Origin of the sequence: Pseudomonas sp. UMAB-08 (genome assembly GCF_900095225.1) — a bacterium.
GTDB lineage: Bacteria > Pseudomonadota > Gammaproteobacteria > Pseudomonadales > Pseudomonadaceae > Aquipseudomonas.
This window is the reverse complement of the sequence record NZ_LT607437.1, coordinates 40,294-62,967: the sequence shown is the minus strand read 5'-3', so window position 1 is coordinate 62,967 and position 22,674 is coordinate 40,294. Positions and strand designations below refer to the sequence as shown.

24 protein-coding genes and 1 pseudogene are annotated in these 22,674 nt (G+C 60.5%); 2 read left to right on the top strand and 23 right to left on the bottom strand.

Annotation, left to right across the window (positions count from 1 at the left end; all coding sequences use genetic code 11):
* Positions 1-88: 88 nt before the first annotated feature.
* From K0F75_RS24220 to K0F75_RS24125, 20 genes are read right to left on the bottom strand one after another with little or no spacing between them, the layout of a single operon-like run.
* The gene (locus K0F75_RS24220; protein WP_219064495.1) at positions 89-1,312 is read right to left on the bottom strand and encodes a beta-ketoacyl-ACP synthase; all 1,224 of its coding nucleotides are present in this window, start codon (positions 1,310-1,312) and stop codon (positions 89-91) included.
* Positions 1,312-2,040, bottom strand: a complete 729-nt coding sequence (gene fabG / locus K0F75_RS24215; protein ID WP_219064494.1) for a 3-oxoacyl-ACP reductase FabG — start codon at positions 2,038-2,040, stop codon at positions 1,312-1,314. The genes K0F75_RS24220 and fabG overlap by 1 nt, the downstream gene beginning before the upstream one ends.
* On the bottom strand, positions 2,037-2,492 hold the full coding sequence (locus K0F75_RS24210) for a hotdog family protein (RefSeq protein ID WP_219064493.1): 456 nt from the start codon (positions 2,490-2,492) through the stop codon (positions 2,037-2,039). The genes fabG and K0F75_RS24210 overlap by 4 nt, the downstream gene beginning before the upstream one ends.
* Positions 2,489-3,685 (bottom strand): beta-ketoacyl-[acyl-carrier-protein] synthase family protein, encoded by a 1,197-nt coding sequence (locus K0F75_RS24205; RefSeq protein WP_219064492.1) that lies wholly within the window; start codon positions 3,683-3,685, stop codon positions 2,489-2,491. The genes K0F75_RS24210 and K0F75_RS24205 overlap by 4 nt, the downstream gene beginning before the upstream one ends.
* Positions 3,682-4,170, bottom strand: coding sequence for a DUF3261 domain-containing protein (locus K0F75_RS24200; protein WP_219064491.1), 489 nt, complete (start codon positions 4,168-4,170; stop codon positions 3,682-3,684). Before K0F75_RS24200 ends, K0F75_RS24205 begins: the two co-directional genes overlap by 4 nt.
* Positions 4,167-4,916 (bottom strand): class I SAM-dependent methyltransferase, encoded by a 750-nt coding sequence (locus tag K0F75_RS24195; protein WP_219064490.1) that lies wholly within the window; start codon positions 4,914-4,916, stop codon positions 4,167-4,169. The genes K0F75_RS24200 and K0F75_RS24195 overlap by 4 nt, the downstream gene beginning before the upstream one ends.
* Positions 4,913-6,145 (bottom strand): NAD(P)/FAD-dependent oxidoreductase, encoded by a 1,233-nt coding sequence (locus tag K0F75_RS24190; RefSeq protein ID WP_374029295.1) that lies wholly within the window; start codon positions 6,143-6,145, stop codon positions 4,913-4,915. Before K0F75_RS24190 ends, K0F75_RS24195 begins: the two co-directional genes overlap by 4 nt.
* Before the next feature lies 1 nt (position 6,146).
* The gene (locus K0F75_RS24185) at positions 6,147-7,307 is read right to left on the bottom strand and encodes a sodium:proton antiporter (protein ID WP_219064488.1); all 1,161 of its coding nucleotides are present in this window, start codon (positions 7,305-7,307) and stop codon (positions 6,147-6,149) included.
* Positions 7,304-9,658 (bottom strand): MMPL family transporter, encoded by a 2,355-nt coding sequence (locus K0F75_RS24180; protein ID WP_219064487.1) that lies wholly within the window; start codon positions 9,656-9,658, stop codon positions 7,304-7,306. Before K0F75_RS24180 ends, K0F75_RS24185 begins: the two co-directional genes overlap by 4 nt.
* Positions 9,642-10,244, bottom strand: a complete 603-nt coding sequence (locus tag K0F75_RS24175; RefSeq protein WP_219064486.1) for an outer membrane lipoprotein carrier protein LolA — start codon at positions 10,242-10,244, stop codon at positions 9,642-9,644. The genes K0F75_RS24180 and K0F75_RS24175 overlap by 17 nt, the downstream gene beginning before the upstream one ends.
* Positions 10,241-10,666 (bottom strand): thioesterase family protein, encoded by a 426-nt coding sequence (locus K0F75_RS24170; RefSeq protein ID WP_219064485.1) that lies wholly within the window; start codon positions 10,664-10,666, stop codon positions 10,241-10,243. Before K0F75_RS24170 ends, K0F75_RS24175 begins: the two co-directional genes overlap by 4 nt.
* Entirely contained in the window at positions 10,656-12,203 is a 1,548-nt protein-coding gene (gene hutH, locus K0F75_RS24165) for a histidine ammonia-lyase (RefSeq protein ID WP_219064484.1), read from the bottom strand. Before hutH ends, K0F75_RS24170 begins: the two co-directional genes overlap by 11 nt.
* Complete coding sequence (locus K0F75_RS24160) at positions 12,184-13,134, bottom strand: glycosyl transferase (RefSeq protein ID WP_219064483.1); 951 nt, start codon at positions 13,132-13,134, stop codon at positions 12,184-12,186. The genes hutH and K0F75_RS24160 overlap by 20 nt, the downstream gene beginning before the upstream one ends.
* Positions 13,127-13,864 carry a glycosyltransferase family 2 protein gene (locus K0F75_RS24155; protein ID WP_219064482.1) on the bottom strand — a complete coding sequence of 246 codons (738 nt, stop codon included), beginning with the start codon at positions 13,862-13,864 and terminating at the stop codon, positions 13,127-13,129. The genes K0F75_RS24160 and K0F75_RS24155 overlap by 8 nt, the downstream gene beginning before the upstream one ends.
* Positions 13,857-15,536 (bottom strand): AMP-binding protein, encoded by a 1,680-nt coding sequence (locus K0F75_RS24150; RefSeq protein ID WP_219064481.1) that lies wholly within the window; start codon positions 15,534-15,536, stop codon positions 13,857-13,859. Before K0F75_RS24150 ends, K0F75_RS24155 begins: the two co-directional genes overlap by 8 nt.
* Positions 15,533-16,078 (bottom strand): hypothetical protein, encoded by a 546-nt coding sequence (locus K0F75_RS24145; protein WP_219064480.1) that lies wholly within the window; start codon positions 16,076-16,078, stop codon positions 15,533-15,535. The genes K0F75_RS24150 and K0F75_RS24145 overlap by 4 nt, the downstream gene beginning before the upstream one ends.
* The gene (locus tag K0F75_RS24140) at positions 16,075-16,329 is read right to left on the bottom strand and encodes an acyl carrier protein (RefSeq protein ID WP_219064479.1); all 255 of its coding nucleotides are present in this window, start codon (positions 16,327-16,329) and stop codon (positions 16,075-16,077) included. The genes K0F75_RS24145 and K0F75_RS24140 overlap by 4 nt, the downstream gene beginning before the upstream one ends.
* A gap of 9 nt (positions 16,330-16,338) precedes the next feature.
* A complete protein-coding gene (locus K0F75_RS24135; protein WP_219064478.1) occupies positions 16,339-16,599 on the bottom strand; it encodes a phosphopantetheine-binding protein in 261 nt (86 codons plus the stop codon).
* Positions 16,574-17,386: a 1-acyl-sn-glycerol-3-phosphate acyltransferase gene (locus tag K0F75_RS24130; protein WP_219064477.1), complete on the bottom strand. Its 813-nt coding sequence runs from the start codon at positions 17,384-17,386 to the stop codon at positions 16,574-16,576. The genes K0F75_RS24135 and K0F75_RS24130 overlap by 26 nt, the downstream gene beginning before the upstream one ends.
* Positions 17,362-18,108: a beta-ketoacyl synthase chain length factor gene (locus tag K0F75_RS24125; RefSeq protein ID WP_219064499.1), complete on the bottom strand. Its 747-nt coding sequence runs from the start codon at positions 18,106-18,108 to the stop codon at positions 17,362-17,364. The genes K0F75_RS24130 and K0F75_RS24125 overlap by 25 nt, the downstream gene beginning before the upstream one ends.
* A 347-nt stretch (positions 18,109-18,455) precedes the next feature.
* Here K0F75_RS24125 and K0F75_RS24120 point away from each other — a divergent pair, with 347 nt between their 5' ends.
* Positions 18,456-19,235: a ParA family protein gene (locus tag K0F75_RS24120; protein ID WP_219064476.1), complete on the top strand. Its 780-nt coding sequence runs from the start codon at positions 18,456-18,458 to the stop codon at positions 19,233-19,235.
* Between the two features lie 28 nt (positions 19,236-19,263).
* On the opposite strand, the pseudogene K0F75_RS26105 reads toward K0F75_RS24120, so the two are convergent.
* Both K0F75_RS26105 and trxC read right to left on the bottom strand, forming a co-directional pair.
* Positions 19,264-19,650: pseudogene (locus K0F75_RS26105) on the bottom strand (PAAR domain-containing protein); the annotation flags it as partial.
* 131 nt (positions 19,651-19,781) lie between these two features.
* Positions 19,782-20,216, bottom strand: coding sequence for a thioredoxin TrxC (gene trxC, locus K0F75_RS24110; RefSeq protein ID WP_219064475.1), 435 nt, complete (start codon positions 20,214-20,216; stop codon positions 19,782-19,784).
* An 831-nt stretch (positions 20,217-21,047) separates the two neighbouring features.
* On the opposite strand from trxC, the gene K0F75_RS24105 reads away from it, so the two are divergent.
* Positions 21,048-21,806: a hypothetical protein gene (locus K0F75_RS24105; protein ID WP_219064474.1), complete on the top strand. Its 759-nt coding sequence runs from the start codon at positions 21,048-21,050 to the stop codon at positions 21,804-21,806.
* Here the strand turns inward: K0F75_RS24105 and K0F75_RS25990 are convergent.
* The coding region (locus K0F75_RS25990; protein WP_257604477.1) for a protein adenylyltransferase SelO family protein at positions 21,745-22,674 on the bottom strand (930 nt) is incomplete at its 5' end. The two genes, K0F75_RS24105 and K0F75_RS25990, sit on opposite strands and share 62 nt — an antisense overlap.

The following is a 22,674-nucleotide window of genomic DNA, read 5'->3' as shown; positions in this document are numbered from 1 at the left end:
GTGCTTAAGTCGGGGAAGCCGTTTGACCCAAAACTGGCGCTTGCTCATTGAGGGTCAAGACGGTATCTACAGGGTATTTGTGGGGCTTCTACCAGCGTCGGAAGATCAACGAAGTATTCACGCCACCAAACGCGAAGTTATTGTTCATCACGAATTGGTTGCTCATATGCCGCGATTCTCCGCGCAAGTAATCCAGTTCGCCACAACGCGGATCGACAGTATCAAGGTTGAGGGTGTGGATGTAGCGGTCGCGGTTCATCATTTCGATGCAGAACCACGACTCCAGCGCACCGCACGCGCCCAGGGTGTGGCCGAGAAAGCTTTTCTGCGAACTGATGGGCATCCGCGCCCCGAACAAGCTGTGGGTCGCCAGGGTCTCGGCGATGTCGCCTTGTTCGGTGGCAGTGCCGTGACCATTGACGTAACCGATGGCGTCAGCACTCAGGTCGGCGTCCTCCAGGGCCAGTTCCATGGCGCGGCGCATGGTGACCTGCTCCGGACGGGTCGCGTGCGCGCCATCGGCGTTGCAGCCGAAGCCGACGATCTCGGCGTGGATGTGCGCTCCCCGGGCCAAGGCGTGTTCCAGTTCTTCGAGGACCAGCATGCCGCCACCTTCACCGATCACCAGGCCGTCGCGGTCGCTGTCGTAAGGGCGAGGGCTGGTGTGCGGGGCGTCGTTTTTCAGGCTGGTGGCGTACAGCGCGTCGAAGACCATGGCTTCGGTCGGGCACAGCTCTTCAGCGCCACCGGCCAGCATCAGCGGCAGGCGACCGAACTTGATCGATTCGTAGGCATAACCGATGCCCTGGCTGCCGCTGGTGCAGGCGCTGGAGGTCGGAATCAAACGCCCGGTCAGGCCGAAGAAGATGCTGATGTTCGCCGCCGTAGTGTGCGGCATCATCCGCACATAGGAGTTGGCGTTCAGGCCTTCGGCGACGGAGTTGATCAGCATGTTGCCGAACGCTTTGATCTCATCGGTGCTGCCGGTGGACGAGCCACAGGAAACGCCCATGCGCCCGTCGCGAATGATCGGGTCGTTGAGCAAGCCCGCGTCGAGCAACGCTTGCTCAGCCGCGCCGACGGCCAGTCGTGACACGCGGCCCATGCTGCGCAACTGTTTGCGGGTCCAGTGCGCGGGCACCGCGAAATCGTCGATCGGGCCGGCGAGGCGGGTGTTGAGTTCGGTAAAACGGTCCCACTCATCCATCCGCCGAATGCCGCTGCGGTTGGCGTTGAAGTTGGCTTCGATACTGGTCCAGTCACTGCCCAGCGATGTAATACCGGCCATGCCGGTAACAACTACGCGCTTCATTAGCACAGGCCTCCGTTGACCGCCAGAACCTGACGGGTGATGTAGGACGCTTCGGCCGACATCAGGAAATTCACGGCACCGGCGACTTCTTCGGGGGTGCCCATGCGTTGCGCGGGGATCATTTTCATCAGCTCATCCACGGGCACATTTTCGTCAAGCATTGCCGTGTCGATCAAGCCGGGGGCGACGCAATTGACGGTGATCTTGCGTTTGCCCAGTTCGATGGCGAGTGCTTTGGCAGCACCAATGATACCCGCCTTGGAGGCGCTGTAATTGACCTGCCCGCGATTGCCGATCAAGCCCGAAACCGATGTGATGCACACTATCCGCCCAGCGGCGCGACGCCGGATCATTGGCATCATTACCGGGTGCAGGACGTTGTAGAAACCGTCGAGATTGGTGCGCATGACCACGTCCCAGTCTTCGTCGGTCAACGCCGGAAAGGCGCCGTCACGGGTCAGGCCGGCATTGCAGACAACGCCGTAATAGGCGCCGTGAGTCTCCACGTCGGCTTCGAGAATCGCCTTGCACGCAACGCGGTCGGCGACGTCGAATTGCAGTATGCGCGCTTGTCGGCCCAAGGCCTGGATTTCCCGCTGAACCGCTTCGGCCTCAGTACGGCCGCTGCGACAATGCAGGATCAGGTCGTAACCGGCCTGGGCCAGACGCAGGGCGATGGCACGGCCGATGCCACGGCTGGAGCCGGTGACCAGTATTGATTCAGTCATGCGGAAACTCCTTCAGCGAGATAGTCAGCGGGCAGGGGTGGGCAATATACGTTAACCCGCGCCATGGCCTTGATGCCGGGGCCGGTCAGGTGGCATTCGAAAACGCCCATGCCATTGTCATCCTGCAGCGAGCGCAGGGCGTGGATGGTCAGTTCAGTGCCTGCGGGGAAGTGCTCGACGTTGCATTCGAATTTGCGCGTGCCCAACAAAAAGCCGAGTTGGACCTTATGGCCTTGCACGCGCGCCTTGCAACCCGCGTAGGCGGCAATGCTCTGGGCCATGAGTTCTATTCCAACCCAGGCCGGGAGGCTGCCATCGGCAAGGCTGAACAAGCTGCCAGGCCTTACTTTCAGGCGGGTGTGAATTTGTTCTTCGTCGAACGTCAGGACCTGATCGATGAGGATCATGTCTCCGGCGTGGGGCACCAGTTCGGCAATCGGCCAATCGATCATGGGGCGTCTCCGATAATCAGGCTGACGTTATTGCCGCCGAAGGCGAAGGAATTGCTCATCAGTCGGCGTGGTCGGGTGTGCAGCAGGCGCTGGCCGGGCTCGACCCATTTCAGGACGGGCAGTTGGGCATCGGCTTCGCCATCCCAGAGGTGCGGCGGCAATGCCTGTTGCGTATTTTCCGACGCCAGGCTCAGCCAGCAGAACGCCGCTTCCAGCGCTCCGGCAGCGCCGAGGGTGTGGCCGCTCATGGGTTTGGTTGATGAACAGGGCACGCCCTCTGGAAAGATCGCCTGCACGGCGAAGCTTTCCATCGCGTCATTGTGTTGCGTGGCGGTGCCGTGCAAATTCAGGTAGTCGATCTGCTCTGCACGCAGACCGGCATTGTTCAGCGCTTTTTGCATGGCTTGGCGCGCGCCGCGACCACTGGGTTCCGGTGCGGAAATATGGTGGGCATCAGAGCTGGCTCCGGCACCGAGCAAGGCAATCGGCGTGGCACCGCTGGCCTCGCGGGTCATTAGGTACAAGACAGCTGCCTCGCCGATGTTGATTCCGTTGCGATTGCGCGAAAATGGATTGCAGCGCTGTTCCGACACCGCTTCCAGTGCAGAAAACCCGTTCAGCGTCAGATGGCACAGGGTGTCTACGCCACCGCACAGCACCGCGTCGCACACCCCCATGTCCAGCAAGCGCCGCGCACTGAGCAGCGCCCGCGCGCTGGAGGTGCAGGCGGTGGAAATGACGTAGGCCGGGCCGCTGAGTTGTAGCCAGGCCGCGAGGAAATTCGCCGGGGCGCTGAGTTCCTGTTGCTGATAGTCGTAATCGCTGGGGAATCGCTGCTCGCGCAGATACGTCGCAATGCCACGGCTGGCTTCATCGATCCCCGAGGTGCTGGTGCCGAGAATCACGCCGATACGCGAGCGGCCATAGCGTTCAATGGCCTGCTGGATATCGCCTTCGATTTGCAGGGCGGCGGCCAGCAGAAGTTGATTGTTGCGGCTGCTTTGCTGGCCCAACTCGGGAGGGATCTGCGGTAATACGCCCTGTACGGCGCCGACCGGCAAGCGCCGACCCGGAACCCAGTCGTTCTCTTCGACCATGCCGGAGTCATCGCCTGCGAACAGCCTGCGCGCGACCTCGGCTTTGTCATTGCCCAGGGCGCAGATCACTCCCAACGCGTTGAGGTAGGCGGTCATGGCGTGGTCTCGTCATTCAACGGGCTGACGTTGTAGCTCAGGCCCTGCTCCAGCCGCAGACTGAAGACTTGCGGTTGGCGGTAATCGACGCGCCAGCGCGTGCCCAAGTTGCGTTGGCCGGTCTGGGATTGGGCCGCAGGATAGCGGCTGCGTAACTCAGGCGCAGGCGTCAGGGCGAACAGCAGCGCAGCGAACAGCTCGCGTGCTTCCGGATTGGGCGGCAACAGACCATCGGCCTGCCATGCGCCGTTGTTCAAGCGCTGGCGGGCGAGAGGGATGCCCAGCGGGTCGAGCAGCGACCAACGCAAGCTGGCCTCTTCCTGCTGGACCACCAACAACCAATCCTGGCGTTGGCCCGCCTGCTCGCGCTGGATGTGCAATTGCAGCGGCAACGGCAGGTGCGGCAGTGTCTCGGGCAGGGGCGCCTGGCTGGCGCAGGCGCACAGCAATAGAAGGCAAACGCTCAGCAGCAGGCCACGAATCATCCTGCGCTACCTTGCACGGGCTTGCGTGCGACGACGTTGACCAGGGTTTCTTCGCGCTGACCGAAGGGCGCGGGGCGGCGCAGTCCAAAGCGCTCCAGCAGGCCGAAATCCTTTGAACGGCTCCACCACAAATACGGGTACGAAACATGGTGAGGGTCGAACTCAAAGCCCTGTCCGCGCAGCATGTCGAGGTATTGACCGGCGCTCTTCTGCACCTGCATCGGATGGCGGAACAGCCAGCGGATCACCCAGGTATCGATGTATGCCTTGGTCGATTCGGCGAACAGCAGATAACCGCCCGGCTTCAGCACCCGATAGAACTCGGCGAGGGCCTGTTCCTGCTCCACCAGATGGTGAAAAGTCTGGTGGCAGAACAGCAGGTCGACGCTGGCGTCCGGCAGTTGCAAGTGCGCGCAATCGCTGCCGATCAGTTCGACGTTGATGCCTTGGCGCACCGCTTCGTCGCGGCTCACGGACAGGCTTTGCGGGTCGGCATCCACGCCCAGTAAGCGCGCCGGGGCGAACACCTGCTGCAAGTAGCGGAAGGATTTACCCTGGCCACAGCCAGCATCCAGGAGCACGGCGTCAGCCGGCGGCGCGATGCCCGGCGCGCCTTGATCAAAGAGCCCACGCAAATCATTGATCGCCACGCGCAGTACGTGGTGCTGCCACGTGTGGCTGCGCAGGAACCATAAGCCAAAGCGGGTTTCCTCGACGAAACTGTCGCTCAGGTAGGCGCTGCTCATTGCGCTGCGCTCGCGCAGACTTCAGAGATCACCCGCAAGCGGCGCTTGGCTTCGCTGACAAAAGGGTTGCGTTCATCCCAGGCATAACCCGCGAGGATCGCACTGATCATGCGGCGGATTTCCGGCGGGCTGTCAGAGTGGAAGATCACATCCTGGAAGGTGCCTTCGTACCAGCCTTCGACATAAGCACGGAACGTGTCGACGCCGCGCTTGAGCGGCACGGAGAACTCGGCGTGCCAATCGACGGTTTCGCCTTGCAACTGACGATGCAGCAGGCCGGCAGCCATGCTGGCCGAGCGCATGGCGATGGTCACGCCGGAAGAGAACACCGGATCGAGAAACTCTGCCGCGTTACCCAGCAGAGCGAAGCCCGGGCCGTGCAGGGTTTTGACGTTGGCCGAATAACCATTGATGGCGCGCGCCGGGGTATCCCACACAGCATTTTGCAGCAGGCCCGAGAGGCTGGGTGTTTCGTCGATGAACGCCCGCAGGCAGGCCTCCAGATCCTCTGGTTTGTCTTGAAAGTGCTCGGCCGAGGCGACCACGCCCAGCGAGCAGCGGCCATCGCTGAACGGGATCAGCCAGAACCAGATGTCGCGATGCGTGGGGTGAATGCTGACGAGGATCTTATCGCGGTCGAAGTGCTTGTCATCAATGCGGTCTTCGATGTGGGTAAACACCGCCTGGCGAATCGGAAAGTTCGACGGTGCTTCCAGGTCGAGTAGTCGCGGCAGTACCCGGCCATAGCCGCTGGCATCCAGCACGAAGTCCGCTTCGAGGGTGTACTCACTGCCATCTTCGCGACGTGCGCGCAGTTGGGGTTGCGGGCCATCGAAATTGGCTGCAGTGATTTCTTCCTGATAGCGGATTTCTACGCCTTGCAGCTCAGCCTGATCGGCGAGCAACTTGTCGAAGGTGGCGCGTTGCACCTGGAAGGTGGTTGGCTTGCCGTTGCTGAAGGTGTCGCCAAAGTCGAAATGGGTGTAGCGCTCGCCCCAGGCGAAGGCGGCGCCGTTTTTTACTTGAAAACCAGCGGCCTCCACGGCGTCGAGCATGCCGGCTTCTTCGACGAAATCCAGGCAGTGCGAGAGCAAACTTTCGCCAATGGAGAAGCGTGGGAAAAGCTGGCGCTCAATGATCAGCACGTCGTGTCCCTGACGCTTGAGCAGTGCCGCCGCGATTGCGCCAGAGGGACCGGCACCAATTACTACGACCTGGCGTCGTTCCATTTCAGCTGTTGGCACAAGGGCTCCTTGCCTGTTCGGCGGGTTTGACAATCATTCGGTTCATGCCCGCGAATGCGGGCATCAGGGTCGCTATCAAGCCCATCAGCATCAGCGCGAAGTACAGCGCCGGACTGATCAGCTGTTGTTGCAGCAGCAGGTTGAGGAAGACGATCTCACTCAAGCCGCGAATATTGAGCAGCAGGCTTTCACGCCAGCGGCTGGCGCCAGTAAACGACGGCGTAGCCCAGCGCAGACCAAGCCAGTTGCCGAGCACTTTGCTGGCAATCGGCAGCGCCAGCAGCGCGCCGAGTTGCAGCCAGCTGAGGCTGCTCACGGCGCTGTGAACGTTGATCTGGACGATCCCGAACGTCAGGATCAGGGGGATTGCCAGTGTGTTCTGCAGGCGTTTGAACCGTTCGGGGTTTAGCGGCAGTACGAAGGGTTGCTTGAGCCAGGCCATGCAAAACAGGTAGCCGATACCGAGGATCAGGGCGTTGAGCTTGTAGTGCTCGGCGACCACCAGCAGTGCGAAAAAGGTCAGGCTGTAGACCCTTGGCTGGCGCAGACGCAGCACCCTGAAGAGCAACGGAACGCAGGCGCCCAGCAGCGGCAGTAACAGGCTGCTCAGGTGCAGGCTGCCTTGGGCGATGGCGAACAGGCTCCAGCAGGTCAGGTCGATCAGGATCGCAGTCTGCACCAGACGCCGGGTCGCCGCCGGTGGGTAGTCGATGTGGTGCAGGTATAAGAACAACACGGGAATCGCCGTGATTGCGAACACCAGGCCGACCGCCAGCGAACTTAGCCACGCTTGCTCCGGCAGCAGCCAGAACGCGCACGCCAGCCCGCAGCAGAAGGGCACGCAAAAGCTCGGCACGGCGATTTTCAGGCTTTGCCGGTCCATGTCCAGCTCGATCACGTCGCTGAGGATGTGCCCAAGCACGAGGGCGAAACCCAGGCCATACAGGGTCTTCAACCAAACGGGCTCCACCAGTTGCGCGCCGCTGAGTTGCCACTGCGGCTCGATCCAGAACACCATCAGCAACGGCAGGCCGAACGTCGCCAGCAGCAATTGGCTGACGATGGGGATCAGGCCAACGTAGCGACCCAGGCGTGTTGCCAGCGCAAACATCAGCAAGGCCAGCAGCCAGAACAGCGCGATCATCATGCTGCCGACTCGGCAATGGCGGGGGTATGCGGTTGACGACCGGCCCACGGTGCGAGCATGAAGCTGAAGGCCAGGCCGAGGCTTACGGACAGGCCGAAGTTGCTCACCGCAGGCGTGCTGGACACCGCCAGCAGACCGAACGACAGCCAGGTGGTGACAGCGGCGAGCAGGGTGCCGAGCAGGCTGACCGCCGCGCCGCCGACCTGCTCACGCATCAGGATCGCGTAATCGACGCTGATGGCCGTGACCAGGAGCAGCCCGAACAGGCTGAACAAGGTCAGCGGCTGGCCCAGCCAGCCGAGGCTTGCCAGGCTGCACAGTGCCGCCAACAGTGGCAGGGCGACGATCCGCAGGGCGCCACTGAGACCGAAGGGCAGAATCAACAACAACACGATCAGGCCACAGGACAACAGCTTGAGCTCCGCAGCGCTGATTTGGGTGGCGGCGAATACGTTATTCAAATCGCCGAGACGATCCACCAGTTGCACGCCCTCAAGGTCCAGCGCCTGTACGCGTAACAATGCCGGGTTGTTCAAGCCCTGCAGGCTGACCATGCCGGCCACGCCATCAGGTGTCGCCCCGAGCCACAGCCCGCGCCACGGTTCGCCCAAAGGACCGGCCAACGCCATGTCGATGTCTTCAATCGGTAATGCCTGCAAGCGTGCCAGTTCTGCTTGCAGCGCGCTGGCCGGTACGCCCAACTCAATCAGCGGCCGCCAATACAACGGCAGTTTGCCCAGAGCATCGCGCACGCGGCGTTGCTCTTCGGGCGGACTGAGCAATTGGTTAAGCGCCAGGTAGCCCTGCAACTTGTCGAGGCTGATCAGTTGGTCCAGTCGCTGGCTCAACGCGGTCTGCCGCTCGAGCAATTGCTGCTGATCGGCGGCGCGCACAAGGAAGAACTGACTGGTTGGCTGATAGCCGGTGATGCTGGCGATGGTTTGGGCTTCGGCCAGCAATTGCGGCGGCGCGCTGATCCATTGGCGGATGTCGTTTTTGCTGGTCAGTTGCCACAGCCCGGCGGCGCAGAATACCAGCAGCAGCCCCAGTAACACGGGTGTACCGATGCGACCGAGCAGGGCTTCACGCATGCTCAACAAACACTCAGCGATACGCAGCGGCCAGGTGGCCGGACGCAGTTCCATATTGTTGAGCATCGCCGGCAGCAGGCACACCGCAGTCAAATAAGCGCCGACCAGCCCGGCAGCGGAGAACACCGCAATCTGGGTCAGGGCCGGGAAAGGCGTCCAGGCCAGGGCCAGATAGCCGATGCAACTGGTGGCCAGGCTCAGGCTCAAGCCCGAGAGGGTCAGGCGCAAGGCTGGCCAACTGCGCCAGGCTTTCATGCTCCAGCTTTTCGACAGGTAATGCAGCGGGTAATCCACCGCGACCCCGATCAGGCTGGAACCCAGTACCAAGGTCATCACGTGCATGCGGCCGAACAGCGCCACGCAGGCCACCGCGCCGAATAACATGCCCACCACCACAGGCACGAACGCCAGCAGCACGCGCCAGCGCCGAAACGCCAGCAGCAGCAACAACAAAATACCCAGCGTGGCGCCGCCGCCGACCCAGGTGATTTCCCGGGAGGCCTGGCGTTGGCCTTCTGCGGCATACAGCAAGCCGCTGGCGGCGAGCAATTGCGCGTCCGCCTGGCGGGCTTGTTCGCGCGCGGCACTGAGCAGGTCGGCGACCTGCAGTGGCAAGTGCATGTCGAACGCGTTGCCTTGGGTTCGTGCGCGCAGCAGCACCCAGCTCTTACCGTCGGCGTTGGCAATCAACGCGCCACTGCCAAGGTCCAGTTGCACTGAACCATGCTGCGGCTGGCTATTCTGAATGCGCCCGGTCAGGCCGAGCCAGTCATCCTGGCTGGGCACCAGACTGAAGCCGGTGAAGGGGTCGAACAGGCTCTGCACGCGTTGCTGAATGAACGCTTGTGGTTGCTCGATCAGCTCGCTGCGGTCGGCGGGCGACAACATCGCCAGTCGCCCCTGGAGCAATTGCTGGCGCAGCCCCGGGATGTCGGTTTGCAGGTTCCATTGAACCTTCTCGAACAACCCGCTGGCCTGCCATTTTTCGCCCAGCTGTTGGGCCAGATCGATGGCGTGCTGGCGATCCACGTGACCAACCAACACCAGCATCTCGCGGTTGAGGGGTTCCTGCATGCGCTCTTCGGCGCGCAGTTCCAGGGCATCCGGGGTTGAGCCGGGCACCAGTTCCATCAAGTTGGCCGACAGCGGAGGACCGTTTCGCCATTGCCAGCCTGCCAAGGCCAGCATGGCCAGCAAGAGCACCAGGAACAGGCGCGGCATCCAGCGTTCAAGCGACTCGCGTCTAGTCAACAAAGTCATGGTGCTCCGCATCGCTCAAGGTGCTGGCGGCGCTGCTGTTGATCATGCGCAGCAGGGTGCTGTCACCCTGGGTTTCAAGCAGCTCGATACGTTGAACCAGCTCGCCGCCGTCAATATTGATTTGCTTGAACACCTGTTGCAGCAGCAATGAACGCGGGGTCAGGGTCAGTTGCCACGCCTGTGCATCGCCTTTCAGTTGCAGGTCGAAATCACGTTGCAGGCCACTGCTGTCGCCTTGCAGCACGGCGAGGAACAGCCGGTTTTGCTCGGCGCCTGTGCTCTTGTTCGGCAGCAATTGCCAGCCGTTGGCATCGCGGCGGGCAATTCCGACGGTGCTGATTCGATAATCCTGTTTCAGCGGCGTCGCCAGCAGCCAGAGCAGGCCATAGTCCTTGGCGAGGACGAATTTACCCTTGCTGGTCAGCGGCTGGGGCAGGGCGCGCAGGTGTTTTTCCTGAATGAAATCGCCATGGATCACCGAGGGTTTCCCCAATTGCGCGCTCAGTTGTTGCAGGTCGAAGGCGTTAGCCAGGGATGACAGGCCAAGCAGGGCAACGGCGCACAACAGGTGGCAAATACGGTTCATGGCAACGCTCTCTGTACGGCATCGGTGAACACTTTGGGCGATGCCAGTTGCATGTCGTGGCTGGCAATCTCCACGGCCACTTGAATCGTGGTGGCGCGGGTCATGCGCTCGCCCGTGACGGCGTCGCTGATCAGGTAGTTGATCTTCAAGCGGTTCTCCCACTCCACCAGACTGGCGCGGACGTTCAGCTTCTGGCCGAACACCGCGCCGCGTACATAGCGCAATTGCAGGTCAATGACCGGCCACGCGTAGCCGGAATCGAGCATCTGCTGGTAGTTGTGGTCCAGTTGGTCGAGCAGCGCACAGCGGGCGACTTCCAGGTACTTGATGTAATGGCCGTGCCAGACCACGTTCATCATGTCGATGTCGAAAAACGGCACCTGGATTTCGGTGTCAGTGTGGATCACGCCCTTACTGCGCATGCAGCCTCCAGTGGCGGTCGGCGATCCGCTGCAGGCACAGGCGCAGTTCGCCATCCAGCGCACGGTCTTCGATCACGGGCGGGAAGTCTTTGCTCAGTTGCTCGTGCATGGCTGCCAGCGCGGGCGGCAGGGGGCGAGCATCTTCAACCCGACTGCGCAGCCAGACACCTTGATTGGCCGCGAGCAGGGTGGCGGCGGCTACTTGCTCGGTCAGCTCCAGTACGCGGATCGCATCACGGGCGGCGATGGTGCCCATGCTGACCTTGTCCTGGTTATGGCATTCGGTGGAACGCGAGAACACGCTGGCCGGCATGGTGTTTTTCAAGGCTTCGGCTGTCCATGCACTGGTGCCGATCTGCACCGCCTTGAACCCGTGGTTGAGCATTGCCCGCTCAGCGCTGGCGCCTGACAGGTTGCTGGGCAGGCCGTGGTTGTAACGCACGTCCACCAGCAATGCCAGTTGCCGATCCAGCAGGTCGGCGACGTTGGCTACCAGGGTCTTGAGGCTGTCCATGGCGAACGCGATGTGGCCGCCATAGAAGTGGCCGCCATGCAGCACGCGCTCGGCTTCAGCGTCGATGATCGGGTTGTCGTTGGCGCTGTTCAGCTCGATTTCGATGAACGAGCGCAGCCAGTTCAGGCTGTCGGCCAATACGCCCAGTACATGGGGAGCGCAACGCAGCGAATAGCGATCTTGCAAGCGGTGCAAGGGCGCGGTCGGCGCATCGATGGCCAGGTCCTGGCGCAACCAGGCGGCGACTTGCATCTGCCCTGGGTGTGGCTTGGTGGCAAACAGGCGCTCATCGAAATGCTCGGGATTACCCTGCAAGGCCACTACGTTCATCGCGGTGATGCGGGTCGCCAGTTGCAGCAGGTAATCGGCGCGGGCGAAGGCGAGGCAGGCGAGGCCGGTCATGACTGCGGTGCCGTTCATCAAGGCCAGCGCTTCTTTCGGGCGCAGGACCAACGGGTCCCAGCCCAGCTCGCGGTGCACGTCAGCGGCCGCGCGGCGCTCGCCACGGAACATCACTTCGCGCTCACCGGACAAGGTCGCGGCCACGTAAGACAGCGGCGTCAGGTCACCGCTGGCGCCCACCGAGCCTTCTTCCGGGATCAGCGGCAGGATGTCTTGATCGATAAAGGCCTGGAGGCGTTCCAGCAACTCCACGCGCACCCCGGAAACGCCCATGCACAGCGATTGCAACCGCGCCGCGAGTACCGCTCGGGTCGCTTGTGCATCGAGCATTTTACCGAGACCGCAGCCGTGGAACGTGTACAAGTGACGTGGCAGCGCTTCGACGTGCTGCAACGGCACAGCGACGACGCAGGAGTCGCCATAACCGGTGGTTACGCCATAAATCACGCCTTCCTTGTCCAGCAGGGAATCAAGAAACTGCGCGCCTTTGGCGATGCGCAGGCGAAATGCGCTGTCGTTTTGCAGCTGAGTCGGCACTTGGCGATTGGCCAGCAGCAGCACCTCTTCAATACGCAACGGCTGTTCGCCGAAGGTTACCGGTTCAAGCGCTTGGATCGTCATCGGTCTTCCAGAATGAGTAGAAGTTGAACCACTGATGTGGTGCCTCAAGGCAATAATGGGCGAGGCGTGCGGCATAGCGCTGGACATGTCCGGCGACCACCTGCTCGCGATCACTGCGCCGCCATTTAATGCGCTCGGCGAAAGGTTCGAGAATGACGCGATAACCGCTGGCGCCCTTCAGGCAGAAAATCAGATTGATCGGGCATTGCAGCAAGCCCGCCAACAGCCATGGGCCCTGTGGGAAAGCGGCGGGGTGGCCAAGGAAATCCACCCGTACATTGCGCCCGCCATGCAGGGGGACGCGGTCGCCAGCGATGGCCAGCCATTCACCGTTATCCAGGCGTTGGCTCAATTGCAGCATGATCACCGGGTTCAGCTCGCTGACCTGAATCAGGCGCAGATTGGTGGCGCCTGCTTCACCCAACAGGCGATTGAAGCGTTCAGCGTGCTTGGTGTGCACCAGCACGTTCATGGTGACCCGTTCACCCAGCTCGGCCAGCGCGCGGCAGACTTCGAGATTGCCCAGGTGGGTGCCGACCAGCATTTGCCCGCGCCCACTGCGCAACTGGTTGCGCAGCAAGTCGTGATCGATAATCGTGATCTGGTCCAGCGTGAGCTTGCCGTTCCATACGTCGAGCTTGTCCAGCAGTGCATCGGCGAAGGCCATGAACTGCTTGAACACGCTCCGGCGGGTAGGGCGTAGCGCCGATTGTCCGCTCCAGCTGGCCAGGTACTGCTGGTATTGCCGGGCACTCTGTCGGGCACCTGGGCCAAACACGAAGAAGTACAGCACGATGCCGTACAGCACCGGAGTCAGCAGGCGTCGCCCGAAATGACGCACGCCCCAGGCCATCAGTTTCATCAGCAGAAAACTGCCACGCTCCTGATGGGCGGCCCAATGTTTTTTGGCTTCGTTCGTCGGCTCACTCATGTCGCCACCGTCGCCACAGGATCAGCGGCATGCGCACTAACATGCCGAAGAACAGTTTGGTGTGCATTTTCGTGATCAGTACGTTGTCGCGGAACAGCCGGAAGTGCGACACCCCGTCCAGCGGGTAATGAACGCGGGTCGGCAGCCAGCGCATCGGCTGATTGCGCCAGGACAGGCGCACCAGGATGTCCGAGTCGAAGTCCATCCGCTTGCCCACCTGGACCGAGTCGATCAGCTTGATAGTCGGTGCCAGGGGGTAGAGCCGGAAGCCACACATTGAATCGCGGATCTGTAACGACAGGCTGTTGACCCAGACCCAGAAGTGGGTCAGGTAGCGTGCATACAGGCGAACCTTGGGCACGCTGGCGTCGTACTGCGGATAGCCGCAAATCACCGCTTCGGGGGCGCGGCGCGAGGCGTCGAGAAACAGTGATACGTCGCTCAGGTCATGCTGGCCGTCGGCATCCACTTGCAGCGCATGACTGAAACCCAGGCGTGCGGCTTCGCGGAAACCTGTCATTACCGCGCCACCTTTGCCTTGGTTGATGGGCAGGCGCACCAGATAGACGTTCTCTTCTCCGGCCAGCGCTTGCAGCACCGCCGCACAACTCGGGCTGCTGCCGTCGTCGACCAGCACACAGGGTAGACCCGCCTTCAGCAGTTCATGCACGACGGCGGACACTGTCCGTTCGTGGTCATAGACCGGGATCACCGCGCAAGGGTTATGCATCTGCAGCCTCCAGCACGATACGGCCACTGGAGCAGGCGGCTTCTGTGTTGCGGTAGGCAAAATACAGTTTGCTGCGCTCGGCATCGAAACGCAGGGTCAGCGCAACCTGATCGCCGGGGCGCACCAGTTGCTGGAACTTCAACACTTCCATGCCTGCAAACCTCGGTGGCAGGTCCAGCAGGCGCCGGCCCAGGCTCAGCGCCCAATCGACCTGCACCACGCCCGGCAGTACCGGGGTTTGTGGGAAGTGTCCGCTGAAATAAGCCAGGTCTGGAGGAATCATCAAGTCAAGTCGCCACTCGCCGTCAACCTGCTGCTGGCTGAGCAGTTCCGCTTCTTTGGGGCGCGCGGCGAGCAACAGGATTTCGACCTCGGCCTGTGGCAGTTTGCCTTGGGCGTTGAGCGGCAGCTGACGCAGCAGCCGCCAACGTCTCGGCAGGGCGATGGCCTCGCAATACGGGCGCAAATGCTGGCGCAGTTGTTCGGTCAGCGTACGTCGGCCTTGATTGCGCAAGGCATGCAGACCGCTTTCGCTGAGAACCACCAACGCGCCGAGGGACGCCCGGTTCTCTTGAACCACGCCCAGACGCACTTCACTGACCCACTCATGGGTTGCCAGTGCGTGTTCCAGTTGCGGCAAGGAAATACGCTTTTCTTCAAGCTTGACGATGCGGTCCAGCCGGCCGAGCAATTCGAAACGTCCGTCAGCGCTGAAACGCGCGGCGTCGGCCGTGTGTTCGACATGGCCAGCAGGCAAGTAAGGGGACTCGATCAGCAGGGCGCCGTCGCTGTCCTGGCTCAGTTGCACGCCTTCAAAACCCTGCCACAGGCTGTCGCCCTGACGCCAGGCGATGCCGCCGGTTTCCGAGCTGCCGAGGATTTCGGTTGGCCATTGGCCCAAACGCTGCTGCAAGCTGCGTGCGGCTTCGGCGGGCAGCGCTCCGCCCGAAGAGAACACGCGGCGCACGCTGCTCAAGGCCGGCCAATCGAGGTTGTCGCCCATGCGCTTGAGCAGCGCCGGGCTGGCGACCCAGGCAAATGCCGGATGTTCGCGACTGGTTCGCTGCAAATCTTCAGGGAATGGCAGCTGCTTGCGCACAAAACTGCGCCCGGCACACAGCGGCCACAGCACCCGGAACAGCAAGCCGTAAATATGTTGGGTGGCAACGCTGCCGATGATGCAGGACGTGCCGAGGTCGGCGCCCCACAGCTTTTCCAGCGCTTCGACTTCATTGGCCAGCTGTTGCAGGCGTTTTTCGATCAGCTTCGGTTCGCCACTGGAACCGGACGTACACAGGCTCAGGCGACAGGTGTCGAGGTCCAGCGCGGCCGGCGATAGCGGCGCAGCGTGCAATTCATCCAGGTGCGTGTCGCCCACTTGATCGCTGAGCCACAGGTCGACGTCGTTCGACCAGCGCTCGCGGGTGTGTGCTTGCAGATCGGCGGGCAATAGCACGCTGACACCGGCACGCCATGCGCCGAACAAGGCCACGGCCAGCTGACCGGCGTCGTCCAGATGCAGCGCAAGGCGCTTGACGCCTCGGGCCTGCAGACCGGCGGCAACGCTCAGGGCCTGCTCGCAGAAACGGGCATGATCCAGGACGGGGGCCATCGTCAGTTCGCGGGCCGGCAAAGCCTCGAGCAACAGGTGCTCAAGTGGTATCCAATTCATGCGCGACCTCTTACACGTTGACGCAACAGCCATTCACCGGCAAACAGCAGGCCCATCAGGCCATAAGCGATCAAGCCGTTGTACAGCGTCCACCAACTCAATGGCGCCCACAGGGTCAACGCCGCTGCGAGCAGGCCATTACACAGAAAAAACAGGCTCCAGACCTGGGTCACCTGTCGGGTGTAGCGGACCGCGATCTCGGGCAAGTCAGGCTCACTCAGGCGTGCCAATCGCTCGATGACGGGTGGGCCATAGATCAGGCTGAGGCCGAACAGACTCAACATGAATCCGCTGACGAGTACCGGGTACCAGCGCAGTAATAACGGGCTGTTAAACAGCCCCAGCAGCAGGCAAAAACCCAGGGCGACAACGGCCGTCAGCACGCTGCCAGGGCGACGCTTGCCTGTCAGCGCTCGCGCCAGCCACAGCCCGCCGAGCAGCAAGGCGAACTGCCAGGGGGCGAAATGCTCAATGCCGAAATACACCGCAAAGGGGTAAAGCACTCCAGCCAACAGCAGGCCAAGGGCGATCAGCCGACTCATGCGGCCGGATTGACCAGGCGGTAAACCGCCTCGACCACATCGTTGACGGTGCGTACGGCTTTGAAGTCTTCAGCGGCGATTTTCTTGCCGGTCTTGCGTTTGATGTGGTCGATCAGGTCCACGGCATCAATGCTGTCAATTTCCAGGTCCTGGTACAGGTTGGCTTGCAGGTTGACTCGCTCAGGCTCAAGTTCGAACAGCTCAACCAGCGCACTGCGCAGGGTGTCGAAGATGTCTTCACGGGTTTGCATTGTTATTCCTCAGGCCGCTTGTCTGGCGCTGACGAACGCCGCAAGGCTGTCCACGCTGGTGAAGTGATTACGGGTGTCTTTGGCGTCGGCGTCGATCTTGATGCCGTAGCGTTTCTGAATCGCCAGGCCCAGTTCCAGGGCGTCTACCGAATCCAGGCCAAGGCCTTCGCCGAACAGGATCTGATCGTTGCCGATGTCATGGGTGCTGATGTCTTCGAGGCCCAGGGCATCGATAATCAGCTGTTTAATTTCCAGGTGCAGATCGCTCATCTTTGGCGAGCTCCTTAATGAAGTCCTGATGCAGATAATCGTTGAGCTTGCGCGAGGCTATTGGGGCCGGGCCAAGCACAGCAAAGGCTTGTGGATCTATATCGGCCCCGACGCGCAAACTGAAGTGCGCACGGCGCTTCGGGATGCGATACCAGGGTTGGGCTTTAGTCAGGGTGCTGGGATTGACTTGGATCGTCACCGGGGTAATGAGTTTCGCACCTCGCAGTGCGATTGAGGCTCCGCCACGATGAAAGGCAGGCACCTGCCCCGGTGTGGTGCGCGTGCCTTCCGGGAAAATAATCAGTGTCTGCCCGCTGTGTAGAGCGTCTGCGGCAGCATCGAGCATCTCCATGCTGCCATCATTGCTGATGTAATCGGCGGAGCGCACCGGCCCCCGGGTAAAGGGGTTCTGCCACAGACTCTGTTTGACCACGCAATTGGCATCGCGCACCAACCCGATCAGAAACACCACGTCGATCAGCGACGGATGGTTGGCAATGATCATCTGGCCTGGGCGGCCGAGTTTTTCCGCGCCCTGGACGTCATAGGTCAGCACGCCAGTGCGCGCCATAAATCGGATGAACCGCCAGAGCAGCCAGCCGATCGTGCGCCGGGCACGCGCCCGATGGCGTTGCACATCGCCGGGCAGGCAGCTCAACAAAGGGAAAAACACCAATCGCAGGCACAGGCCGACCACCCCGAAAAGGGCAAAGCTCAGGGCGGTCGCCAGCAGACGCCAATAATAGGCGTCGCGGCGTTTGCTCAGCGGGTCCGTTGCCAGGTCCACAGTCGGTTTTTCCATGAATGTTGGCAGGTGGTCTGCTCGCTCGCTAACGTGCGCAACAGGTTGAGGGCGTGCGGCCATTCCGGGCGGGGCAGGCTTTCGCTGCCGGTGCTCAGGCACAACTGCCAGTCGGTGCCAGGGGTCAGCAGTAGCCCGACCGCGTAGGGAAAGGGCACGTCCTCGATCCAGTCGGCATAAGCGGCGGGTGGTTGTTCTTCCGTGACGATCAGCAGCACGGCTGGCGAGCCCTCGGCCAGCAGGGCAACGGCTTCGATGATACCGTGCTCCAGGCCGTCACCGGCTGCGGCCAGCGCCGTCATCTCACTGGTTTCACCGCGCATGATCGACCACAGGCCAATCACGGCATTGTGCACCGAGAGGCTGAACTGGGTGGGCGACAGCGGCTGATTGGCGGCCAGGTCGGTGAGGATGTCGAGGGTGCGCGGGGTTTCACCGTGGCGCGAGACGAACACCAGTGGAAGCTGTTCAATGCCTTCGGCCAACGGCCAGCCAACGCTGAAAGCCATCCGCGCCAGCCGACTCAAGCGTCTGCGCTGCATGGCGGGCAAAAACGAGACGTCAGGCGCCGCATCCCCACTGTCTAAAAGGGATGGACTCAGGCTCCATTGTTGCCAGTCCTCGACCGTTTCCAGGCCGGGGGCCCAGGCGCGCCATTGTGCGATGTTGAACGTGATCACGAGTTTTCTTCCCGCCCCTGCGGGCATGCCTTTCGCTGCGGTTTTCCGAGACAACACCCATTTGGGCATTGTTCGCCGAAACGGCACCCATTCGGGTGAGGCGCTTTAGCCGAGAGGCGCGCATTATCCCGATGGGGCTGATGAGTAGCAAATGCTGTTGCGAATAGATTATTTAGACAAATAGTTCCTTCGTTATGCATTTTTAATTTCGACTTTCCAGTGTAGGAAAATCGCTATTAATTATGTAAGCCTAAGTCCGTTATCAGCGTCTCTCTAGATGAAGCGCTCGCCCTTGTCACCCGCTTTGCTTAGACTCGGGTCCATTCATCGGGCCCATTCATTAAGGCCATTTACAGAACCAAGGAGGTCTATTCATGCGGCGCGTGGTGTTCAATCAGAAAGGCGGAGTGGGTAAGTCCAGTATCGCCTGCAACCTGGCGGCAGTCAGCGCTCACGAAGGGTATCGGACGCTTTTGATCGATCTTGATGCCCAGGCCAACTCGACGCAGTACCTCACCGGTTTGACCGGCGACGATATTCCGATGGGCATCGCCGATTTCTTTAAGCAAACCCTGTCATCAGGTCCGTTTGCCAAGAAGAACAAGGTCGATATCTATGAAACGCCCTTCGACAACCTGCACGTGGTGACCGCCACGGCAGAACTGGCCGACTTGCAGCCCAAGCTTGAGGCCAAGCACAAGATCAACAAGTTGCGAAAACTCCTCGATGAACTGGACGAGGATTACGACCGGATTTACCTGGATACACCGCCTGCGCTGAATTTTTACGCGGTTTCGGCGCTGATTGCCGCCGACAGAGTGTTGATCCCTTTTGACTGCGATAGTTTTTCGCGTCAGGCGCTGTATGGCCTGCTCAAGGAAATCGAAGAACTGAAGGAGGATCACAACGAGGGCCTGGAGGTGGAAGGCATCATCGTCAACCAATTCCAGTCCCGCGCCAGCCTGCCGCAGCAAATCCTTGATGAGTTGATCGCTGAAGGTTTGCCGGTGTTACCGGTTTACCTCAACAGTTCGGTGAAGATGCGTGAGTCGCATCAGGCCAACATCCCCTTGATCCATCTCGAGCCACGGCACAAGTTGACGCAGCAGTTCGTCGATCTGCACGACCTGCTGGAGTCGGGTGCTCAGCGCTGACGCATCCCGCGCTGAAGGGTTGCCGCAGAGGCGAAAACAACTTCTCGCGTGATGAGCCGTCGTGGATGGCGCGGGACCATTGTTCAGCGGTCATCCGCGCGGCTTCGGCGAGGTCTGCCGGGATAGGAATCGTCGCCTCCATATCGGCTTGAAAGCTGTCTTGTGTCGCCAACAATCGATGGCTGCCCACTGTGCAGCCGCACTGGACCAGTTGGCCGTGGGTTGCCACCGCGACATACTCGTCAACATAGGTTGGATTGCCTTGGGCGATGTAACCGACGCTATCGCACGCCGGGCACCATACGGGGTCGCCCATCCTCGCCAGTTTGCGCAGCAACACGATTGCCTTGGCGGAAGCCGCTATGACAAAACCGTCCGTGGTAGTGAGATCACCTTCCCTGATGACAAACGTCATAGATAGTCCTTACCCATCGTTCAAGTTGAGTAAGGAAGGCTAGTAGTAAAATGCGGCGGCAGGTGCTGGAAAACCCTGTTTCGGAATCGCCCTACAGAAAAGTCAGCAGGTGTGCCGCAGCTGAACAACGTCTAGATCCCTTGGCTTTTCAACCAGGCCAGTAGCTGTGGCAGAGGAAAGGCGCCGCTTTGACGCGCGACTTCCTGGCCGTTCTTGAACAGGATCAAGCTGGGGATCGAACGAATGCCTAGCTGAGCCGACAACTGCTGGTTGGCCTCACTGTCCAGCTTGGCGAGCCGGCAGCGACCGGACAGCTGACTGGCCGCTTGTTCGAAGACGGGTGCAAAAGACTTGCACGGGCCACACCACGCCGCCCACACGTCCACCAACAGCGGCAGATCGCCTTTGATCTGACTGGCGTAGTCGCCCTGAGTCAGTTCGAAAGGCTTGCTCAGCACTACCTGCGCCTTGCAGCGCCCACATTTAGGCTGATCGCCAAGGCGGTCGGCCGGGATGCGATTGAGCCCGTTGCAGTGCGGGCAGGGGATCAGGAGTGGGTCTGGCATGGGAGGCTCCGTTGGCAGTGTGTGCATTTGAGATAAATGGTGATGCTGGCGTCGAGAATCAAGTCGGCTTTTATTAGAAAAGATCTAAGTGATTAAACTATAGACGGTGAGTTTTCGGAATTCTGTAGGGATGACCAGGGGCGCGACCGGCCTGAAGGATCTTCCTGCAATAATGAGTTCAACCATTTTACGACTGCTGTGCAGTCGATCGCAGGCGTGCCTGCTCCTACAGTTTTCAGATGCTTGCGCCTGTGGGATTGTCAACTACCCGTTCAGGGAGTGGTGCCCGGCAATCGAGCTCGATAGTCTCTGGCAGCAGCAATAAATCTGTTGTCTTTCTTGAATAGTCGTCTACGTATAAGTGTCGAGGCTCTATATCGCTCCCTATTAATTAATGAATAAGCAGCGCTCGGTTTTTTAGTATAAAAACAATAACCTCGACTCAAAATGGACTATCACTGTGCACATTATTAATCCCATCGTTTTCTCGGCCATGCTGGCGGCTGTCATTGTTTCCGCCGCAGCGCAGGCCGGGCCGGCGGTCAGTGTTACTTTTAAAAAATAACGGCACAGCGGCGGCGATCTGGGGCGCGGTGTGACGTAAAGATCACATCCGTTGATTTTGCTACTCACGCATGGGCTGTTGAATTCGCAATGAAATAACACGTCGGTTATCAGTTTACAGGGTGTGCTCTGCAGGTATATCTGCGTGCAGAGCAGCGTCTTGTAAGGCGTATTTTTATCGATTAACAGGGGTGGTATATGATTAGTAATATACTGGCTTCGCCGGTAAGTTCATCCAGTACGATAACACTCACCCAGCCTATATCAATGAGTGACAGCGCACCGGCGCAGTCTGCAATCGCGTCAACCGACACGGTGAAGGTATCAACGCTGTCTCGCCAGTTGAGTGACAGCGCGGCGCGAGCCGAGGGGCGTGATAAAAATACGAGCCGTGGCGAGCTCGGTGATATGGCTCGAAAGTTGAAAGATGATTTTTTAGGCGATAGCTACAATGCGCAAAGCGTCAGGCATGACGCGGAAAAGCCTGCAACTGACGATCCTGATTTATTAGCGAGGGCTCGGCACGCTACGGCGTATGTGAACCTTGCCAGCACGGGCGATAGGAGTACCAAGAGTCCGTTTGCTGACCTGACAACCGAGCAACTCGCCCTGATCATTTACGATGACAGCGGTTCGTATACTGTGAATGAGCGGCGAGCTGCTGCATATGACGCTAATGATATAGAACAAAAATGGCGAGTCGAGGTGATTGCCCAATCAAGGCAAGAAAGTGAGGGTAACGTCAACACACCTAAGTTCTATGCTGAAGTGCTGTCCCACTACAAATCATTACCCCCTATCGAGCAGGCTCAATACCCGGGCGATTATGAGACCCGCCTGCTGGGCAGGATCAGCGAGGGCGGGGGTGTTCAAAACACCGAGGACGACCGTCTCCTCACCCTGTTCGAAGTCCTGGCAAATATACAACTGCCTGAAAAAGAGTCTGGCCCCACCGTCCCGGGCCTCAGGATGAACAGCTTATCTCCAGATGTTTCCCCCACTCCGGCGGCCGTTCTGCGTAGTTAGCCATGCCGGGCTGATCTTCGAAGGGGTTGTTCAGCACGGTGTGCAGGCGGCGCACTTCTTCATAGTTGCCGTCTTCGGCGGCGTCGATGGCTTTTTGTGCCAGATAGTTGCGCAAGATATAGAGCGGGTTGACCGCGTGCATGCGCGCTTGGCGTTGTTGCTCGGTGCCATTGTCTTCACGGGCGATCCGGGCTTGGTAGTCAGTGGCCCAGGCATCGAAGCCTTTGATGTCGACAAAGTCATCGCGTAGGCGGGTGGAGGCCAGGGCGGCGGGCTCATCGCCCAGTCGACGGAAGAACAGGGTGTAGTCGACGCCGCTGTTCTGCATCAGTTTGAGCAGGCGCTCGATCAGTTGGGTGTCGCCGTCTTCGGCACGGGTCAGGCCTAGCCTGCGGCGCATCAGGTCCAGGTAATGAGCCTGGTACAACGGCAGGAACAGACCGAGGGCTTCACGCAGGGCTTCGACACTGATGAACGGTGTCAGGGCTTGAGCGAGGGCGCTGAGGTTCCATTGGCCGATGGGCACCTGATTGCTGAAGGAGTAACGACCTTCGTGATCGGAGTGGTTGCAGATGAAGTTCTGGTCGAAATCATCGAGGAAGGCAAACGGCCCGAAGTCGAAAGTGATGCCCAGAATCGACATGTTGTCGGTGTTCATGACGCCGTGGCAGAAACCGTAGGCTTGCCACTTGGCGATCAACTCGGCGTTGCGTTCGACGATTGTCCGGAACATCGCCAGGTACGGCTCAGGCTGTTCCAGGCATTCGGGAAAGTGCATCGCCAGCACATGCTCGCCCAGCTCTTTCAGGCGTTCCGGCTGCTTGGTGTAGAAGAAGTACTCGAAACTGCCGAAGCGGATATGGCTCGG

Excerpts from the sequence above, each read along its gene's own strand:
- K0F75_RS24105 (WP_219064474.1), top strand. The coding sequence starts at position 21,048 with ATGAGTGACAGCGCACCGGCGCAGTCTGCAATCGCGTCAACCGACACG.
- K0F75_RS24135 (WP_219064478.1), bottom strand. The coding sequence starts at position 16,599 with ATGAGCGATCTGCACCTGGAAATTAAACAGCTGATTATCGATGCCCTG.
- K0F75_RS24150 (WP_219064481.1), bottom strand. The coding sequence starts at position 15,536 with ATGAATTGGATACCACTTGAGCACCTGTTGCTCGAGGCTTTGCCGGCC.
- K0F75_RS24155 (WP_219064482.1), bottom strand. The coding sequence starts at position 13,864 with ATGCATAACCCTTGCGCGGTGATCCCGGTCTATGACCACGAACGGACA.
- K0F75_RS24190 (WP_374029295.1), bottom strand. The coding sequence starts at position 6,145 with ATGGAACGACGCCAGGTCGTAGTAATTGGTGCCGGTCCCTCTGGCGCA.
- K0F75_RS24205 (WP_219064492.1), bottom strand. The coding sequence starts at position 3,685 with ATGACCGCCTACCTCAACGCGTTGGGAGTGATCTGCGCCCTGGGCAAT.
- K0F75_RS24120 (WP_219064476.1), top strand. The coding sequence starts at position 18,456 with ATGCGGCGCGTGGTGTTCAATCAGAAAGGCGGAGTGGGTAAGTCCAGT.
- K0F75_RS24140 (WP_219064479.1), bottom strand. The coding sequence starts at position 16,329 with ATGCAAACCCGTGAAGACATCTTCGACACCCTGCGCAGTGCGCTGGTT.
- K0F75_RS24220 (WP_219064495.1), bottom strand. The coding sequence starts at position 1,312 with ATGAAGCGCGTAGTTGTTACCGGCATGGCCGGTATTACATCGCTGGGC.
- K0F75_RS24175 (WP_219064486.1), bottom strand. The coding sequence starts at position 10,244 with ATGAACCGTATTTGCCACCTGTTGTGCGCCGTTGCCCTGCTTGGCCTG.
- fabG (WP_219064494.1), bottom strand. The coding sequence starts at position 2,040 with ATGACTGAATCAATACTGGTCACCGGCTCCAGCCGTGGCATCGGCCGT.
- K0F75_RS24200 (WP_219064491.1), bottom strand. The coding sequence starts at position 4,170 with ATGATTCGTGGCCTGCTGCTGAGCGTTTGCCTTCTATTGCTGTGCGCC.
- K0F75_RS24160 (WP_219064483.1), bottom strand. The coding sequence starts at position 13,134 with ATGAGTGAGCCGACGAACGAAGCCAAAAAACATTGGGCCGCCCATCAG.
- hutH (WP_219064484.1), bottom strand. The coding sequence starts at position 12,203 with ATGACGATCCAAGCGCTTGAACCGGTAACCTTCGGCGAACAGCCGTTG.
- K0F75_RS24180 (WP_219064487.1), bottom strand. The coding sequence starts at position 9,658 with ATGACTTTGTTGACTAGACGCGAGTCGCTTGAACGCTGGATGCCGCGC.
- K0F75_RS24185 (WP_219064488.1), bottom strand. The coding sequence starts at position 7,307 with ATGATGATCGCGCTGTTCTGGCTGCTGGCCTTGCTGATGTTTGCGCTG.
- K0F75_RS24125 (WP_219064499.1), bottom strand. The coding sequence starts at position 18,108 with ATGCCCGCAGGGGCGGGAAGAAAACTCGTGATCACGTTCAACATCGCA.
- K0F75_RS24195 (WP_219064490.1), bottom strand. The coding sequence starts at position 4,916 with ATGAGCAGCGCCTACCTGAGCGACAGTTTCGTCGAGGAAACCCGCTTT.
- K0F75_RS24170 (WP_219064485.1), bottom strand. The coding sequence starts at position 10,666 with ATGCGCAGTAAGGGCGTGATCCACACTGACACCGAAATCCAGGTGCCG.
- trxC (WP_219064475.1), bottom strand. The coding sequence starts at position 20,216 with ATGCCAGACCCACTCCTGATCCCCTGCCCGCACTGCAACGGGCTCAAT.
- K0F75_RS24145 (WP_219064480.1), bottom strand. The coding sequence starts at position 16,078 with ATGAGTCGGCTGATCGCCCTTGGCCTGCTGTTGGCTGGAGTGCTTTAC.
- K0F75_RS24210 (WP_219064493.1), bottom strand. The coding sequence starts at position 2,492 with ATGATCGATTGGCCGATTGCCGAACTGGTGCCCCACGCCGGAGACATG.